Consider the following 15,583-nt stretch of genomic DNA (forward strand, 5'->3'; position numbering starts at 1 on the left):
CGGACGGCCCGAGCCGGAGGAGCCATCCGAGGGCCGATCCGTCGCGCGGCGACAGGGGATCAGGGCAACACGACCGTCGCCTTCGCCCGGGCGATGCGGCGATCGGCGTCGCCGCGCAGCAGGAAGCCCTGGTCGACCAGCGCGTTCGCCGCCGTCGTCACCGCCGCCACGTAGCCGGCCTGGTTGCCGTAGAGCGCCTCCAGCGAGGGACGCGCGTCGCCCGCCGCCAGGCGCGCGGCTTCGGTCGTGTGGAACGGGATGTAGGCGCCGGTCAGGTTGACCAGGTCGGTGATCCCCGGTGTGGCGACGTAGTTGAACTCGATGCTCGTTCCGATCGGCGCCTGCACGTCGACGTTGCGGATGCCCGCCGTGGGCAGTCCGGTACGGGCATCGACGTTCGGCACCAGGATGGCATAGCTGCGCCCCAGGTTCGCCGGCGGCAGCAGGGTCGGGATGCCCGACTCGTCCTGCGGACGGTAGAGCGGACCGAAGTCCAGCAGGGCGAACTCGTTGTAGAGACCGCGGTAGGCGAAGTCGGGCAGCGCCACGCCGTTCGCGCGCGGGAAGCTCACGCCCTTCATGGCCGGGAAGCGCAGCTGCTCGGGACGCACCAGCGAGCCGTCGGCCAGCCGTGGCACCTGGCTGGGCGACGGCGCCTTGTCGGTCGTGACCCAGTCGGTGAGCTGCACGAACAGCGCCCGGAAGGTGTCGGCGAAATCGACCGTGTTGCCGCGCGGATAGACCGCGCTCGCCGGCGCGTAGGCGATGCCGGTCTCCAGTCCGCCCGTGCCGCCGCCGTGCTGGGTGGCGGCGTAGTAGTAGACCCGGGCGTTGTCGGGCTGCACCAGGTCGCGGAAGCCCCAGGCGTCGGTCAGCACCGGCGAGCCCTGCAGCTGCCAGAACTCGGTCCCCGACAGGCCCAGGAAGTACTTCGGGCAGGTGGTCGTGGCCTGGCAGCGCGCCATCACGCCGCCGGTGCGGCCGGCCACGTCGTCGCGGTAGTCGGCCGCCAGGCCGCGCGGCGCGGTCTGGCCGAAGGCGCGGTGGTCGGTGCGCACGCCGCCACCGCCGCCCGGCACGGCGAAGCGGGTGTTGATGTTGGTCTGGCGCGCCGCGACGTGCGTGTACAGGCCGTCGAACACCTTGCCGCCGACGAGCGACTGGTTGAAGCCCAGGTGCAGGAAGGTCTTGAGCGCGTTGCCCGACTGCGAGGTGCCCTGCCCGATCGTGGCCTTGATGCGGCCGGCCAGCGGGTTGGGCCGGCCGGCGGCGTCGGCGGTGGCGTGGCGGAAGAAATCCACCGTGTCGCGCAGCGCCGCCAAGCCCACGCCCATGACGCGCGGGTCCTTGGCGACATAGCTGACCTCGTAGAGCGTGTCGGGCTGGAAGCCGCCCTTCAGGCAGACCGTGGCCGGATCGGCCGTGCCGGGAAACGGCTTGTCGCTCGCGTTGCAGCTGGCGAATTTCCAGTCCGATGCCGGAATGGGGATGCGCGGATCGGCCTCGTTGACGCGGCGGGTCAGCAGGTAGCCGTTCTGGGTGTTGTCGAGGCTGGCGGGGGCGTACGGGATCATGCTGCCGTTGAACACGCCGCCGGGCAGCGCGAGCGCGGGCGCCGCGACGGCGGTCAGCAGCTCGGCGGTGTAGGGGCCGGTGATCGAGCTGCCGTCCCTGTTCTTCGCGACCGGCACCGTGGCCGTGAGGCGCTGCGGCGAACTCTTGGGCACGTCGCCCTGCCAGGCCGAGAACAGCCAGACGAAGCCGCGCTCGAAGTAGACCGCGTCGCCCGGGTTGGCCGCCAGGTTGGGCGCCGTGAGGATGTTGCCGCGGTTGGGCGCGTCGTAGCGCAGGACGCCGCTCGCCTTGCTCATGTCCTTGGGCTTGAGCATCGTGAAGTCGGCGCTGTACTCGACCATGCCGCGCGCGTTCACCGGGGCCAGTTCGAGGTCCTGGATGATCGCGTTCCTCGCGTCCTTCGGGTCGACCTCGCCGGAGATCGTGCCCGTGACCTGTTCGTAGGCGCCGACGGCGCCGAAGCTGCCGGGGTAGTCGACGGTCGAGGTGATGGCCAGCGTGAGCTGCGGCTTGGCGGCGACCGGGGTCGCGGGCGTGGCCGGTGTCGTCGGCGTGGTCGCCGGCGGCGCCATGGCGGCGCTGCCGTCGTCGTCGCTGCCGCCGCAGGCGGCCAGCACCAGCGCGGCGAGCCCCACGGTCAGGCCCGCGCGGACCCGGCGGCGGGACGTGGAAAGTCCTTGGTTGCGTTGCATGTCGTCGTCTCCTTTGATGTGTCTCGTGTGCTTCGAGCCGCGCCATCGGCCGCGCGGCGAGCCGACGTTCATTCCGCCTCGATGCCGGCGGCCTTCACGATGCGACCCCATTTCTGCGACTCGCCGGCCTGGAACTTCGCCAGGTCCTCCGGCGAGGTCGTGAAGACCTCGGTGCCGGTCGGTTCGTAGAAAGCGGTCTTCGCCGCCTCGCTGCGGGCGGCCTTCACCAGCAGCTCGTTGAGCCGCTTGACGACCGCCGGCGGCGTCTTCGCCGGGACGTAGGCGGCGAACCAGTAGCCCATCTCGTAGCCCTTGACGCCGGCCTCGGCGATGGTGGGCACGTCGGGCGCGAGCGGTGAGCGCGCCGCGCTCGACACGCCGATCGCGCGCAGCTTGCCGGCCTTGACCTGCGGCAGGCCGGTCGCGGTGTCGGTGATCATCATGTCGATCTGGCCGCCGAGCAGGTCGGTCACGGCCAGGGTGTTGCTCTTGTAGGGCACGTGCAGGAGCTTGACGTCGGCCATCTGCTGGAGCAGCTCGCCGGCCATGCGGCTCGACGAACTGCCGCTGCCGAAGCTGTACTTGCCAGGGTCCTTCTTCGCCAGCGCGACGAACTCGGCCACCGACTTGGCGGCGAAGTCCGGACGCACCACCATGATCTGGCCGCCCTTGCCCAGCGCGGCGACGGGCGCGAAGTCCTTCACCGGGTCGTAGGGCATCTTCTTGTAGAGGTGCTCGTTGGCCGCGTGCGTGGTGTTGGTGGTGACGAGCACGGTGTAGCCGTCCGGCGGCGCCTTGGCCACGAACTGCGACGCGATGAAGCCGCTGGCGCCGGCCCGGTTGTCGATGATCACGGCCTGCTTGCTCTCGCCGGTGACGCCGTTGCCCAGCGCACGGGCGATCTGGTCGGTGGCGGTGCCGGCGGCGAAGGGCACGACGAAGGTGATGGATTTGGTGGGGAAGTCCTGCGCCTGCGCGGCGAGGGGACTCAGCGCGACGACGCTCAGGGCGGCGGCCGCGAGGGCGATCGGACGGAACGGGTTCATGGGTCTTGTCTCCTGGATGAGGTTTTATGGACGGGAAGAAGGAAGCACCGGGCGCGTCAGCCCTCGTCGGGGCCGACCAGCCGGTGCCGCAGGCGCGCGGGCACCCGCAGCGGCATGTCCAGCAGCAGGAACGACAGCGACTTGCCGTGCGCATCGAGGTTGAGCGCGTCGTTCACGCCGCCGTCGAGCACGGTGTCGAGCACGAAGTTCATCGCCTGCAGCCCCGGCATGACGAAGCGCTGCACGCGGCTGGGCGCGCGGTGGCGGAACTGCGCGGCCACGGCCTCGGGGGTGACCTGTTCGAGCAGGAGCGGCCACAGGTCGGGATGCCAGGCGATCACGCTGATGTTGGAGCGGTCGCCCTTGTCGCCGGTGCGCCCGTGGGCCGCGCGGTCGAGGGAGACGGTGACGTCGTCCGCGTTCGCGGCCGCGTCTGGACGGGTGGGGTTCATGCGGCCTCCTCCATCATCTCGAAGCGCACCGGCACCGCATCGCGCGGCAGCAGGCAGGAGATCGTGTTCAGGCGTGGCGTGAGCGTGCTGCGCACGCCCCCGCCGCCGGCGGGACCGCAGGTGTAGAGCGCCATCACCTCGCGTCCCAGGGTCTCGGCCACGGCGCGCTCGTCGTGCGTGGCGGCGACGCGCAGGCGCACGTCGCGCGCGCCGCCGTCGGGCCTGGCGGCCAGCGCCCGCCCGGCGTCGTCGCCCAGGATGCTGATGGCGCCGATCAGGTCGACCCGCAGGTCGAGCGCGGGCAGGCGCTCGCGCAGCACCTCGGCCGCCAGGCGGGCACGGGCCTCGGCGCGCGCGCCGGCATAGGAGATCTCGCCCTCGGCCAGCCAGCCGCCCTCGTGGCAGACGTTGACCTTGTAATGGGTGGGCCGCGGGTGCCCGCGCACGCCGGCGAGCGCCACGCGATCGGCGCCCACGCGGTGCACCGACGCCTCGGCGATGTCGGCCACCACGTCCGGCGTGAGGTAGGCCGCCGGATCGTGCACCTCGTAGATCAGCTGCTCCTTGACCGTCGCCTCGGTCACGAAGCCGCCGGTGGCGTCGGCCTTGCCGATGGTGCAGCGACCCTCGGCGTCGATTTCGGCGATCGGGAAGCCCACGTGGCCGAGGCCCGGCACGTCCTTGAAGCCCGGGTCGGCGAAGTAGCCGCCGCAGACCTGCGCGCCGCATTCGAGCAGGTGACCGGCCATCGTGGCGCGGCCGAGACGCTCCCAGTCGTCGGCGCGCCAGCCGAAGTGCGACATCGCCGGGCCGACCGCCAGCGACGGGTCCGCCACGCGCCCGCACACCACGATCTGCGCGCCGGCGTCGATCGCCCGGGCGATCGGCTCGGCGCCGATGTAGGCGTTGGCGCTGACGATGCGCAGGCCGTCCATCGCGGCGCCGACCTGCTCGCGCAGCAGCGCACGGAAGCCCGGCGCCGACAGGTCGTCGCCCTCCACCACCGCCACGCGCGGCGCCGGCAGCCCCAGTTCGCGCGCCATGCGCTGGATGCGGCGTGCCGCGGCGCGCGGATTGGCCGCGCCGAAGTTGCTCACGATGCCGATGCCGTGCGCCAGGCAGCGCGCGAGCACCGGCCGCAGCATGGGGTCGAGCAGGGGTTCGTAGCCCGCCTCGGGATCGGCGCGGCGCCGCAGCTGCGCCAGCGCGAGCGTGCGCTCCGCCAGGGTCTCGAAGATCAGGAACGCACGCGGCGCGGCCGGCGGCGTGGTCGACGCCATCGCGCCGAGCCGCGCGATCAGCGTCTCGACCACCGGTCCGGCGGCGTCGGTGCGGTCGCCGGAGAAACCGGCGGCACAGCCGATCAGCAGCGGCGCCGGGGGTGTCGGGGCGGGTTCGTTCATGGTCCCTCGTCTCCTTCGTTTCTTCGTTGTCGTCGTTCTCGTCGTTCTCGGGAGCGGCCACTGTAGGAGTCGCCCGGCCATCCGTAAAATCGAAAATTCGGATCGATTCATCCGTTTTCCGGATCGCCACATGACCGCTCCCGACCTTTCCACGCGGCAGCTCCGCGCCTTCCTGGCGTTGGCCGCGCAGCGCAACTTCACGCGCGCGGCGCGGTCCTGCCACCTGTCGCAGCCGGCCTTCAGCGCCCTCATCAAGGCGCTGGAGGACACGCTCGGCGCGCGGCTGTTCGACCGCGACACGCGCAGCGTCGCGCTCACGCCCGAGGGACGGCTGTTCGAATCGTCCGCGCGCCGCCTGCTCGACGACATGGGCGAGGCCCTGGCCGGCCTGGCCGATCACGTCGAGCGGCGCAAGGGCCGCGTGCGCGTGGCGGCCCTGCCCTCGCTGGCGGCGGGCTGGCTGCCGGCGGTCTTCGCGGAGTTCATGGCGGCCTGGCCCGGCATCGCGCTGGAGCTCGACGACGCGCTGTCCGACGCCTGCATCGCCCACGTGCGCAACGGCCGCGCCGACTTCGCGCTGGCGTCCTCGGGCGCGGGCACGGTCGCGGAGGTCGACCTGATCGGGCGCCGGCTGTGCAGCGACGGCTTCCACCTCGTGTGCCGCGCCGACCATCCGCTGGCCACCGAATCCCCGCTCACCGCCCGCAAGCTCGCGCCGTGGCCCTTCATCCAGATGGCGCGCCACAGCAGCGTGCGCCAGTCGCTCGACGCGGCGCTGCAACCGCTGCGTCTGAACGCGGTGTTCGAGGTCGAGCACCTGGCCACGGTGATGGGGCTGGTCGAGGCCGGCCTGGGCATCAGCGTGGTGCCGGCGCTGACGCTGTTCCACTTCCGGCGCGACGCGCTGGTCACGCGGCCCCTGCCGGTGCCGGGACTGCGGCGCAATGTCTACCTGGTGCGCCGTCGCGAGGGCGGCCTCTCGGTGGCCGCCCAGACGCTGCACGACCTGATCGTGCGGCGCCTGGGCGACCTCAAGCTGGACTGATCCGCAAGGCATCCCGGTCGTCAACATAATCGACGCCGAGACCGCCGCCCTTACCGCCCTTACCGCCCTCTTCCGTCTTCTTGCGCCGAAAGAACGCCCGCCATGCTCCAGCTCCTCGTCCGCGACGCCACCCTGCCCGACGGGCGCACCGGCATGTCGATCGCCGTGCGCGACGGCCTGATCGTCGAGGTCGCGCCCGGCCTGGACGCCCCGGCGCTGCACACGCTCGACGCCGCCGGGCAGCTCGTCGCGCCGCACTTCGTCGATCCGCACTTCCACATGGACGCCACGCTCAGCCACGGCCTGCCGCGCGTCAACGAGAGCGGCACCCTGCTCGAGGGCATCGCGCTGTGGGGCGAGCTCAAACCGCTCCTGAAGCAGGAGGCGCTGATCGGACGCGCGCTGGCCTACTGCGACTGGGCCGTGGCCAAGGGCCTGCTGGCGGTGCGAACGCACGTCGACACCAGCGACCCGAGCCTGCTGGCGGTCGAGGCACTGCTGGAGGTGAAGCGGCGCGTCGCCCCCTACCTGGACCTGCAGCTGGTGGCGTTCCCGCAGGACGGCGTCCTGCGTTCGCCGGGCGGCCTGGCCAACCTGGAACGCGCGCTCGACCTCGGGGTCGACGTGGTCGGCGGCATTCCGCACTTCGAACGCACGATGGCCGACGGCGCCGACAGCGTGCGGCGGCTGTGCGAGGTCGCCGCCGCGCGCGGGCTGCTGGTGGACATGCACTGCGACGAGTCCGACGACCCGCTCTCGCGCCACATCGAGACGCTGGCGGCCGAATCGCAGCGCCTGGGCCTGCAGGGCCGCGTGACCGGCTCGCACTGCACGTCGATGCATTCGATGGACAACTACTACGTGAGCAAGCTGCTGCCGCTGATCGCCGAGAGCGGCGTCGCCGTGATCGCCAACCCGCTCATCAACATCACCCTGCAGGGGCGCCACGACACCTACCCCAAGCGCCGCGGCATGACGCGCGTGCCGGAGCTGATGGCCGCGGGCGTGACGGTCGCGTTCGGCCACGACTGCGTGATGGACCCGTGGTACGGCATGGGTTCGGGCGACATGCTGGAGGTCGCGCACATGGGCCTGCACGTGGCGCAGATGACCAGCCAAGCCGGCATCCGGCGCTGCTTCGAGGCCGTGACGACGAACGCGGCGGCGATCATGCACCTGCCGCGCTACGGGCTGGACGTCGGCTGCGACGCCAGCTTCGTGCTGCTGCAGGCGCGCGATCCGGTCGAGGCGATCCGGTTGCGCGCCACGCGTCTCGCGGTGTTCCGCCGTGGCGTGCTGCTGGCCGAGACGCCGCCGGCCACCGCACGGCTGCACCTCGCAGACCGCCCGGCCCGGGTCGACTGGCACACGCCGGCGCGCTGAGTCCGGACCGCCCGCAGGGCCCCGACGACCCGCCGATAATCCCGTCCCATGAATCCCCTGCTCGCCAAGCTGCAGCCCTACCCCTTCGAGCGGCTGCGCCAACTCTTCGCGGGCGTCGTGCCCAACGCCGATTACCGCCCCATCAGCCTGGGCATCGGCGAGCCCAAGCACCCCACGCCGGTCTTCATCCGCGACGCCCTGGCCGGCGGACTCGACGCCCTGGCCGCCTACCCGGCCACGGCCGGCGACCTGAAGCTGCGCCAGTCGTTCACGGCCTGGCTGCAGAAGCGCTACCGGCTCTCGCTCGACCCGGCGACCCAGGTGCTGCCGGTCAACGGCTCGCGGGAGGCGCTGTTCGCGCTGGCGCAGACGGTGGTCGACGCGAGCCGCCGGCCGATCGTGGTGTCGCCCAATCCGTTCTATCAGATCTACGAGGGCGCGGCCCTGCTCGCCGGCGCCGAGACGCACTACGTGCCCAGCATGCCCGAGCGCAACTTCGCGGTCGACTGGGACAGCGTGCCCGATGCGGTCTGGTCCCGCGCGCAACTGGTCTTCGTCTGCTCGCCCGGCAATCCGACCGGTGCCGTGATGCCGCTGGAGGAATGGCAGAAGCTGTTCGCGCTGTCGGACCGCCACGGCTTCGTGATCGCCTCCGACGAGTGCTACAGCGAGATCTATTTCCGCGACGTGCCGCCACTGGGCGGCCTGGAAGCGGCGCAACGGCTGGGACGCCACGACTTCCGCAACCTGATCGCGCTGACCTCGCTGTCCAAGCGCAGCAACGTACCCGGGCTGCGCAGCGGTTTCGTCGCCGGCGACGCCGCGCTCATCAAGGCCTTTCTGCTCTACCGCACCTACCACGGCAGCGCCATGGGCGGCGCGGTGGCCGCGGCGAGCATCGCGGCCTGGAGCGACGAGTCCCACGTGGTGGAGAACCGCGCGCTCTACCGCGCCAAGTTCGCGGCCGTGACGCCGCTGCTCGAGGCGGTGCTCGACGTGCGCCTGCCCGACGCGGGCTTCTACCTGTGGGCCGGCGTGCCGGCGTCCTGGCACGGCGACGACGCCGGCTTCGCCCGCGCGCTCTACGCTCAATACAATGTGACGGTGCTGCCCGGCAGCTTCCTCGCCCGCGATGCCGGCAGCGGCGCCGAGCCGCCCGCCGTGGCCTCGGTGGCCGCGCCACCGGCGCCCAACCCGGGCCGTGGCCGCATCCGCATGGCGCTGGTCGCCGGCACCGACGAATGCGTCGAGGCCGCCCGCCGCATCGTGGACTTCGTGCGACGCTGAGGCCCGGCATCGATCTCCGCGCCGTTTCCTCGTCCTTTCCTCGACTTCCCCCGATTCCGTTTCCTCCTCTTCCGAGCCTTCCAATGACCCAGCAACTCCAGCAGACCATCGACGCCGCATGGGACGACCGTGCCAACCTCTCCCCCGCCCAGGCCCCGGCCGAGGTGCGCGAGGCCGTCGAGCACGTGATCTCCGAACTCAACAACGGCCATCTGCGCGTCGCCACGCGCGAGTCCGTGGGGCAGTGGACGGTGCATCAGTGGATCAAGAAGGCTGTGCTGCTGTCGTTCCGTCTGAAGGACAACGAGCAGATCCAGGCCGGCGCGCTGGGCTTCTACGACAAGGTGCAGACCAAGTTCTCCCACCTGTCGGCCGCCGAACTCAAGGAAGCCGGCGTGCGCATCGTGCCGCCGGCGGTCGCGCGCCGGGGCAGCTACATCGCCCGGGGCGCCATCCTGATGCCGTCGTACGTGAACATCGGCGCCTACGTCGGCGAGGGAACGATGGTCGACACGTGGGCCACCGTCGGCTCGTGCGCCCAGATCGGCGCGAACGTGCACCTCTCGGGCGGCGTGGGCATCGGCGGCGTGCTGGAGCCGCTCCAGGCGGGCCCGACCATCATCGAGGACAACTGCTTCATCGGCGCGCGCTCCGAAGTGGTCGAGGGCGTGGTGGTCGAGGAGAACTCGGTGCTGTCGATGGGCGTGTACATCGGCCAGAGCACCCCGATCTACGACCGCGCGACCGGCGAGACGACCTACGGCCGCGTGCCCGCCGGCTCCGTGGTCGTCAGCGGCAGCCTGCCCAAGGACAACGGCCGCTACAGCCTGTACGCCGCGATCATCGTGAAGAAGGTCGACGCCAAGACGCGTTCGACGACCAGCCTGAACGACCTGCTGCGCGATTGAGCCGATCGCCGCAGCGCCTGCGCCGCTCCCGCGAACCGTCCACCCACCCCGGAACGTGCTCATGAAGACGATGGAACGGTTCCTGCGGCTGATGGCCGACCGCCAGGCCTCCGACCTCTACCTGTCGCCGCGCGCGCCGGTGCTCATGCGCATCAACGGCGTGTGCGTGCCGGTGAATTCGCAGTTGCTGCCGCCCGAGGCGCCGCTGAACCTGCTGGCCGAGGTGGTCCACGAGAGCCGCATCGCCGAGCTCGAGTCGACCGGTGAACTCAACATGGCCGTGCAGATCGAGGACGCCGGCAATTTCCGCATCAGCGGCATGCGCCAGCGCGGCTGCTACGCGGTGGTGGTGCGCCACATCGCGGCCACCATTCCCTCGCTCGACGCGCTGCTGCTGCCCGACGTCCTCAAGACGCTGATCATGGAGAAGCGTGGACTCATCCTCATGGTGGGGTCCACCGGCGCGGGCAAGTCGACCACGCTGGCCTCGATGCTCGACCACCGCAACGCGAACGCCACCGGCCACATCCTGACGGTGGAGGAACCGATCGAGTTCACCTTCACCAACAAGAAGTCCGTGGTCAACCAGCGCGACGTGGGCAGCGACACGCAATCGCTGCGCATCGCCCTGAAGAACGCGCTGCGACAGGCGCCCGACGTCATCCAGATCGGCGAGATCCGCGACCGCGAGACCATGAGCGCGGCCATCGCCTATGCACAGTCGGGCCACCTGTGCGTGGCCACGCTGCACGCCAACAACGCCTACCGCGCGCTCGGCCGCATCCTGAGCTTCTACCCGGCCGAGGTGCGCGGCACCCTGCTGGGCGACCTGGCCGGCGCGCTGCGCGCCATCGTCGCGCAGCGCCTGCTGCGCACGCCGCGCGGCAGCCGGATCCCGGCCGTCGAGGTCATGCTCAACACGGCGCTCGTCGCCGAGATGATCGAGGTCGGCGACTTCACCGCCATCAAGGAAGCCATGGCGCAGTCGATGGCCGAGGGCTCGCAGACCTTCGAGGAGGACATCGCGCGCCTGATCGACGCCGGGCTCGTGGCGCGCGAGGAAGGCCTCGCCCACGCCGACTCGCCGATCAACCTCACCTGGCGGCTGCAGAACCGCGAATCGCCCTCCGCGCCGAACGCCGACGAGGCGCGCGAGCAGCACCAGAACCGGCTCGACGACGAGCCCTCGTTCACCGAGATCACGCTCGACGTGCGTTTCTGACGTGCCCGATCCGAATTCGCTCCCACGCCTCCCGACCCGCCTCGACCCGCCGCCCATGTCCCGCACCCTCCAACTCGCCGAGCAGCTCATCTCGCTGCCCTCCCTCACGCCCGACGACGCCGGCTGCCAGCGCCTGATCGGCGCACGGCTCGCACCGCTGGGCTTCCAGCTGGAGACCCTCGAGAGCGGGCCCGCCGGTGCTCGGGTCATGAACCTGTGGGCCATGCGCCCGGCGGCGGCGGACGTCGTCTCGCCCCGCACCGTCGCCTTCGCCGGTCACACCGACGTCGTGCCGACCGGTCCGATCGAGCAGTGGACCAGCCATCCGTTCGCGCCCACGCACCGCGATGGCCGACTCCACGGGCGCGGCGCCTGCGACATGAAAACCTCGCTGGCGGCCTTCGTGGTCGCCATCGAGGAGTTCCTGGCCGCCGATCCACGACCCTGTCTGAACCTGGCGCTGCTGCTGACCAGCGACGAGGAAGGCCCCGCCACCGACGGCACGGTCGTCGTGTGCGAGGCGCTCGCCGCGCGCGGCGAGGCGATCGACTACTGCATCGTCGGCGAGCCGACCTCGGTCGAACGCTGCGGCGACATGATCAAGTACGGCCGGCGCGGCACCATGAGCGGCCGGCTGACCGTCCATGGCCTGCAGGGCCACATCGCCTACCCGCACCTGGCGAGGAATCCGGTGCACGCCGTAGCCCCGGCACTGGCCGAACTCGTCGCGATCGACGCGGCGGGCGAGTGGGATGCCGGCAATGCGCACTTCCAGCCGACGAGCTGGCAGGTCAGCAACTTCCACGCCGGCACCGGCGCGAGCAACGTGATCCCCGGGGACGCCGTGATCGACTTCAATTTCCGCTTCTCGACCGAGTCGACCCCGCAGTCGCTGCAGCGGCGCGTCGAATCGGTGCTGGCCGCGCACGGCGTCGACCACACGCTGGCCTGGACCATCGGTGGCCTGCCCTTCCTGACCGAGCCCGGCGAACTGGTGACGACCGTCGAGCGGGCGATCCGCGAGGAGACCGGCATCGAGACCGAACGCTCCACGAGCGGCGGCACCAGCGACGCCCGTTTCATCGCCCGCATCTGCGCCCAGGTGATCGAACTCGGCCCGGTGAACGCGAGCATCCACAAGATCGACGAGCACATCGCCGTGGTCGACATCGAGCCGCTGAAGAACATCTACCGCCGCACGCTCGAAGGCCTGGCGGCGCTGCAGCCGAAGGCCCGGCCGTGACCGATACCCACCCCGACACCGTCATCGGACTCGTCGACGCCGCCGCCACGCGGCTCGACGCGGCCGGCGTGGCGTTCGGCCACGGCACCGCCAACGCCTTCGACGAAGCCGCGTGGCTGGTGCTGTGGCGCCTGGGTCTGCCGCTGCACGACCTCGACGCCGTGGCCGCGCGGGGGGTGTCGCCGGCCGACGCGCGGCGGGTGGAGGACCTCGTCGCGCGCCGCATCGAGACCCGCCAGCCCGCCGCCTACCTGACCCGGGAAGCTTGGCTGCAGGGCGTGTCGTTCTACATCGACGAACGCGCCATCGTGCCGCGCAGCTTCATCGCCGAGGTGCTGGCCGAAGGCACCGTCGATTATTGGCTGGGCGAGCACACCCGGCGCGTGCTGGACCTGTGCACCGGCAATGGCAGCCTCGCCGTGCTGGCGGCCCTGACGTACCCGGACGTGTGCGTCGATGCGGCCGACCTCTCGCTCACCGCGCTGGAGGTGGCCGCGATCAACGTCACGCGCCACGGCCTCGACGCACGGATCACGCTGCTCGCCTCCGATGGCCTGGCCGCCGTGCGTGGTCCCTACGACCTCGTGCTGTGCAATCCGCCCTACGTGAACGCGCGCAGCATGGCCGCGCTGCCGGCGGAATACCTCGCGGAGCCCGAACTCGCCCTGGCCGGCGGCGCCGACGGCATGGACTTCGTGCGTGGCCTGCTGCGCGACGCGCCGGCGCACATGGCGCCCGGCGGCGTGCTGGTGCTGGAGATCGGCAACGAGCGCGCGCACTTCGAGGCCGCCTTTCCGACGCTGGAGGTGTTCTGGCTCGAGACCTCGGCCGGCGAGGACCAGGTCCTGCTGGTCACGCGCGACGCCCTCGTGGCGCGGACCGCAGGCTGACCGCCGCGGGCCCCGGACCCCGGGACGCGCACCAGCGCGACGGGGTCGAGGAGGTCGAGGAGGTCGCGGTCCGGCGGTGAGCGACCCTGCCCACGACCCGGCATGGCCCCGGCCGGAGCAGGGTTCGCCGGCCGTCCCAACTACAATGGCCACCCCCGCCGGCCGCCATCGGCAGGCCTCCGTGACGGCCCCGCGCTGCGTCGTCACGGTCGGACGCCTCGTGCAAGCCCTGTTTACGGTCGCCGGTCCGCCGCGACGGCGATGTCCGGAATGCCTTTCTTCCGCCGGTCCGCCATCCGCGGACCGTCCCGTTCCCGGCCGCGACCCCGGCCCTGAGTCTCTATTCGTCCCGCCATGATCCATCTGAAGAACGTCGTCCTGCGCCGGAGCGCCAAAGTCCTGCTCGACGGTGCCACCGTCACCCTCAACCCCGGCGAACGCGTCGGGCTGGTCGGGCGCAATGGCGCTGGCAAGTCGACGCTCTTCGCCCTGCTCAACGGCACGTTGCACGAGGACGGGGGCGACTTCTCCCTGCCCCGGCAATGGCGCATGGCGCAGGTGGCGCAGAACATGCCGGAGACCAGCGAATCGGCGACCGATTTCGTGGTCGGTGGCGACACGCGGCTGGTCGAACTGCGCGAGGCGCTGGCCGTCACCGAGGCCGCCTATGAAGCCGATCCCGAGGATGGCGACATCGGCATGGCGCTGGCCCACGCCTACACCGACCTCGCCGATGCCGGCGAGCACGATGCCGTGCCGCGCGCGCAGGCGCTGATCCTCGGGCTGGGCTTCAAGATCCACGAACTCGACCTGCCGGTCAACAGTTTTTCCGGCGGTTGGCGCATGCGCCTGCAGCTCGCCCGCGCGCTGATGTGCCCGAGCGACCTGCTGCTGCTCGACGAACCCACCAACCACCTGGACCTCGACGCCCTGGTCTGGCTCGAGGCGTGGCTGCAGCGCTACGCCGGCACGATGATCGTCATCAGCCACGATCGCGAGTTCCTCGACGCGGTGACCACCGTCACGCTGCACATCGTCAACGCCCAGCTCACGCGTTACGGCGGCAACTACAGCAAGTTCGAGGAGATGCGGGCCTTGCACATGGAACAACAGCAGGCCGCCTTCGGCAAGCAGCAGGAGAAGATCGCCCACCTGCAGAAGTTCATCGACCGGTTCAAAGCCAAGGCCAGCAAGGCCAAGCAGGCCCAGAGCCGGGTGAAGGCCCTCGAACGCATGGAGAAGGTCGCGCCGCTGCTGGCCGAGGCCGACTTCACCTTCGAGTTCAAGGAGCCGGGCCACATCCCTAACCCGATGCTGTCGATCAGCAACGCGAGCTTCGGCTACCAGGTCGAGGACGCCGAGCCGCGCACCATCCTGCGCGGCGTCAACCGCTCGGTGCTGGCCGGCCAGCGCATCGGCATCCTGGGCGCCAACGGCCAGGGCAAGTCGACCCTGGTGAAGACGATCGCGCGCGAGATGGGCGCCATCGCCGGCACCGTGACCGAAGGGAAGGGCCTGAACATCGGCTACTTTGCACAGCAGGAACTCGACGTGCTGCGCCCGCAGGACACGCCGCTCGAGCACATGGTGCGCATGGCGCGCGAACTGGGCGCGGCGGCCAAGGAGCCGACCGGCGAGCAGGCGTTGCGCGGCTTCCTGGGCAGCTTCAATTTCAACGGCGACATGGTCAAGCAGGCCGTGGGCACCATGAGCGGCGGCGAGAAGGCGCGCCTGGTGCTGGCCATGATGGTCTGGCAGCGCCCCAACCTCCTGCTGCTCGACGAGCCCACCAACCACCTCGACCTCGCCACGCGCGAGGCCCTGGCCATGGCGCTGAACGAGTTCGAGGGCACGCTGATGCTGGTGAGCCACGACCGGGCGCTCCTGCGGTCGGTCTGCGACGAGTTCTGGATGGTCGGGCGTGGCGCGGTGACCGATTTCGACGGCGACCTCGACGACTACCAGCGCTATCTGCTCGACGAGGCCAAGCGCCAGCGCGAGGAGGCGAAGGAGGTCGTGAGAAAATCCGCCACCGATGCCTCGCCCCCCGTGGCGGTCCCGGTGGTGATTGCTTCGGCTTCCACGCCCGCCAAGGCCGTCCCGGTCGAGCGCGGCGAGTCGACGGCGAACGCGGGTGCCGGGCGCGACCAGCGCCGGGTCGACGCCCAGGAGCGCCAGCAACGCGCCGAGCAGGAAAAACCGCTCAAGCGCGAGATCGCACGCATCGACGAGCGGCTCTCGGCCATCGGCAAGGAAAAGGCGGTGCTGGAACAGCGCCTCGCAGAGCGCCTGCCCGCCGCCGAGATCGCAGAGACCGGCAAGCGACTCAAGGCGCTCGCCGGCGAGATCGAAGGGCTCGAGGAACGCTGGCTCGCACTCTCCGACCAGCTCGAGACGCTCACCGCCTGATCCGGCATCGTCGGTCGGTCCGCTCCCC

General features: G+C 71.1%; 12 protein-coding genes. 8 read left to right on the plus strand and 4 right to left on the minus strand.

Annotated features, from left to right (window positions below; genetic code table 11):
- Positions 1–59: 59 nt before the first annotated feature.
- The 4 genes from NF681_11970 to NF681_11985 all read right to left on the minus strand — a co-directional run bounded on the left by NF681_11970 (position 60) and on the right by NF681_11985 (position 5,168).
- The gene (locus NF681_11970; GenBank protein UST55753.1) at positions 60–2,147 is read right to left on the minus strand and encodes an alpha/beta hydrolase domain-containing protein; all 2,088 of its coding nucleotides are present in this window, start codon (positions 2,145–2,147) and stop codon (positions 60–62) included.
- Positions 2,148–2,335: 188 nt separating this feature from the next.
- Positions 2,336–3,313, minus strand: coding sequence for a tripartite tricarboxylate transporter substrate binding protein (locus tag NF681_11975; GenBank protein ID UST53055.1), 978 nt, complete (start codon positions 3,311–3,313; stop codon positions 2,336–2,338).
- Positions 3,314–3,369: 56 nt separating this feature from the next.
- Positions 3,370–3,765, minus strand: coding sequence for a hypothetical protein (locus tag NF681_11980; GenBank protein ID UST53056.1), 396 nt, complete (start codon positions 3,763–3,765; stop codon positions 3,370–3,372).
- Positions 3,762–5,168: a DUF1446 domain-containing protein gene (locus NF681_11985; GenBank protein UST53057.1), complete on the minus strand. Its 1,407-nt coding sequence runs from the start codon at positions 5,166–5,168 to the stop codon at positions 3,762–3,764. The genes NF681_11980 and NF681_11985 overlap by 4 nt, the downstream gene beginning before the upstream one ends.
- A 130-nt stretch (positions 5,169–5,298) precedes the next feature.
- Here NF681_11985 and NF681_11990 point away from each other — a divergent pair, with 130 nt between their 5' ends.
- The 8 genes from NF681_11990 to NF681_12025 all read left to right on the plus strand — a co-directional run bounded on the left by NF681_11990 (position 5,299) and on the right by NF681_12025 (position 15,555).
- Entirely contained in the window at positions 5,299–6,213 is a 915-nt protein-coding gene (locus NF681_11990) for a LysR substrate-binding domain-containing protein (GenBank protein ID UST53058.1), read from the plus strand.
- A 102-nt stretch (positions 6,214–6,315) separates the two neighbouring features.
- Complete coding sequence (locus tag NF681_11995) at positions 6,316–7,596, plus strand: amidohydrolase family protein (protein UST53059.1); 1,281 nt, start codon at positions 6,316–6,318, stop codon at positions 7,594–7,596.
- Between the two features lie 48 nt (positions 7,597–7,644).
- Positions 7,645–8,883, plus strand: coding sequence for a succinyldiaminopimelate transaminase (gene dapC / locus NF681_12000; GenBank protein UST53060.1), 1,239 nt, complete (start codon positions 7,645–7,647; stop codon positions 8,881–8,883).
- A gap of 83 nt (positions 8,884–8,966) precedes the next feature.
- On the plus strand, positions 8,967–9,791 hold the full coding sequence (gene dapD, locus NF681_12005; GenBank protein UST53061.1) for a 2,3,4,5-tetrahydropyridine-2,6-dicarboxylate N-succinyltransferase: 825 nt from the start codon (positions 8,967–8,969) through the stop codon (positions 9,789–9,791).
- A 61-nt stretch (positions 9,792–9,852) separates the two neighbouring features.
- On the plus strand, positions 9,853–11,013 hold the full coding sequence (locus tag NF681_12010) for a PilT/PilU family type 4a pilus ATPase (GenBank protein ID UST53062.1): 1,161 nt from the start codon (positions 9,853–9,855) through the stop codon (positions 11,011–11,013).
- Positions 11,014–11,068: 55 nt separating this feature from the next.
- Positions 11,069–12,256, plus strand: a complete 1,188-nt coding sequence (gene dapE / locus NF681_12015) for a succinyl-diaminopimelate desuccinylase (protein UST53063.1) — start codon at positions 11,069–11,071, stop codon at positions 12,254–12,256.
- Positions 12,253–13,146, plus strand: coding sequence for a 50S ribosomal protein L3 N(5)-glutamine methyltransferase (prmB, locus tag NF681_12020; GenBank protein ID UST53064.1), 894 nt, complete (start codon positions 12,253–12,255; stop codon positions 13,144–13,146). The genes dapE and prmB overlap by 4 nt, the downstream gene beginning before the upstream one ends.
- Before the next feature lie 354 nt (positions 13,147–13,500).
- Positions 13,501–15,555 (plus strand): ATP-binding cassette domain-containing protein, encoded by a 2,055-nt coding sequence (locus NF681_12025; GenBank protein ID UST53065.1) that lies wholly within the window; start codon positions 13,501–13,503, stop codon positions 15,553–15,555.
- Positions 15,556–15,583 lie beyond the last annotated feature (28 nt).

Source organism: Comamonadaceae bacterium OTU4NAUVB1 (assembly GCA_024372625.1).
GTDB lineage: Bacteria > Pseudomonadota > Gammaproteobacteria > Burkholderiales > Burkholderiaceae_C > Variovorax.

Excerpts from the sequence above, each read along its gene's own strand:
- NF681_11970 (UST55753.1), bottom strand. The coding sequence starts at position 2,147 with ATGGCGCCGCCGGCGACCACGCCGACGACACCGGCCACGCCCGCGACC.
- NF681_11975 (UST53055.1), bottom strand. The coding sequence starts at position 3,313 with ATGAACCCGTTCCGTCCGATCGCCCTCGCGGCCGCCGCCCTGAGCGTC.
- NF681_11980 (UST53056.1), bottom strand. The coding sequence starts at position 3,765 with ATGAACCCCACCCGTCCAGACGCGGCCGCGAACGCGGACGACGTCACC.
- NF681_11985 (UST53057.1), bottom strand. The coding sequence starts at position 5,168 with ATGAACGAACCCGCCCCGACACCCCCGGCGCCGCTGCTGATCGGCTGT.
- NF681_11990 (UST53058.1), top strand. The coding sequence starts at position 5,299 with ATGACCGCTCCCGACCTTTCCACGCGGCAGCTCCGCGCCTTCCTGGCG.
- NF681_11995 (UST53059.1), top strand. The coding sequence starts at position 6,316 with ATGCTCCAGCTCCTCGTCCGCGACGCCACCCTGCCCGACGGGCGCACC.
- dapC (UST53060.1), top strand. The coding sequence starts at position 7,645 with ATGAATCCCCTGCTCGCCAAGCTGCAGCCCTACCCCTTCGAGCGGCTG.
- dapD (UST53061.1), top strand. The coding sequence starts at position 8,967 with ATGACCCAGCAACTCCAGCAGACCATCGACGCCGCATGGGACGACCGT.
- NF681_12010 (UST53062.1), top strand. The coding sequence starts at position 9,853 with ATGAAGACGATGGAACGGTTCCTGCGGCTGATGGCCGACCGCCAGGCC.
- dapE (UST53063.1), top strand. The coding sequence starts at position 11,069 with ATGTCCCGCACCCTCCAACTCGCCGAGCAGCTCATCTCGCTGCCCTCC.
- NF681_12025 (UST53065.1), top strand. The coding sequence starts at position 13,501 with ATGATCCATCTGAAGAACGTCGTCCTGCGCCGGAGCGCCAAAGTCCTG.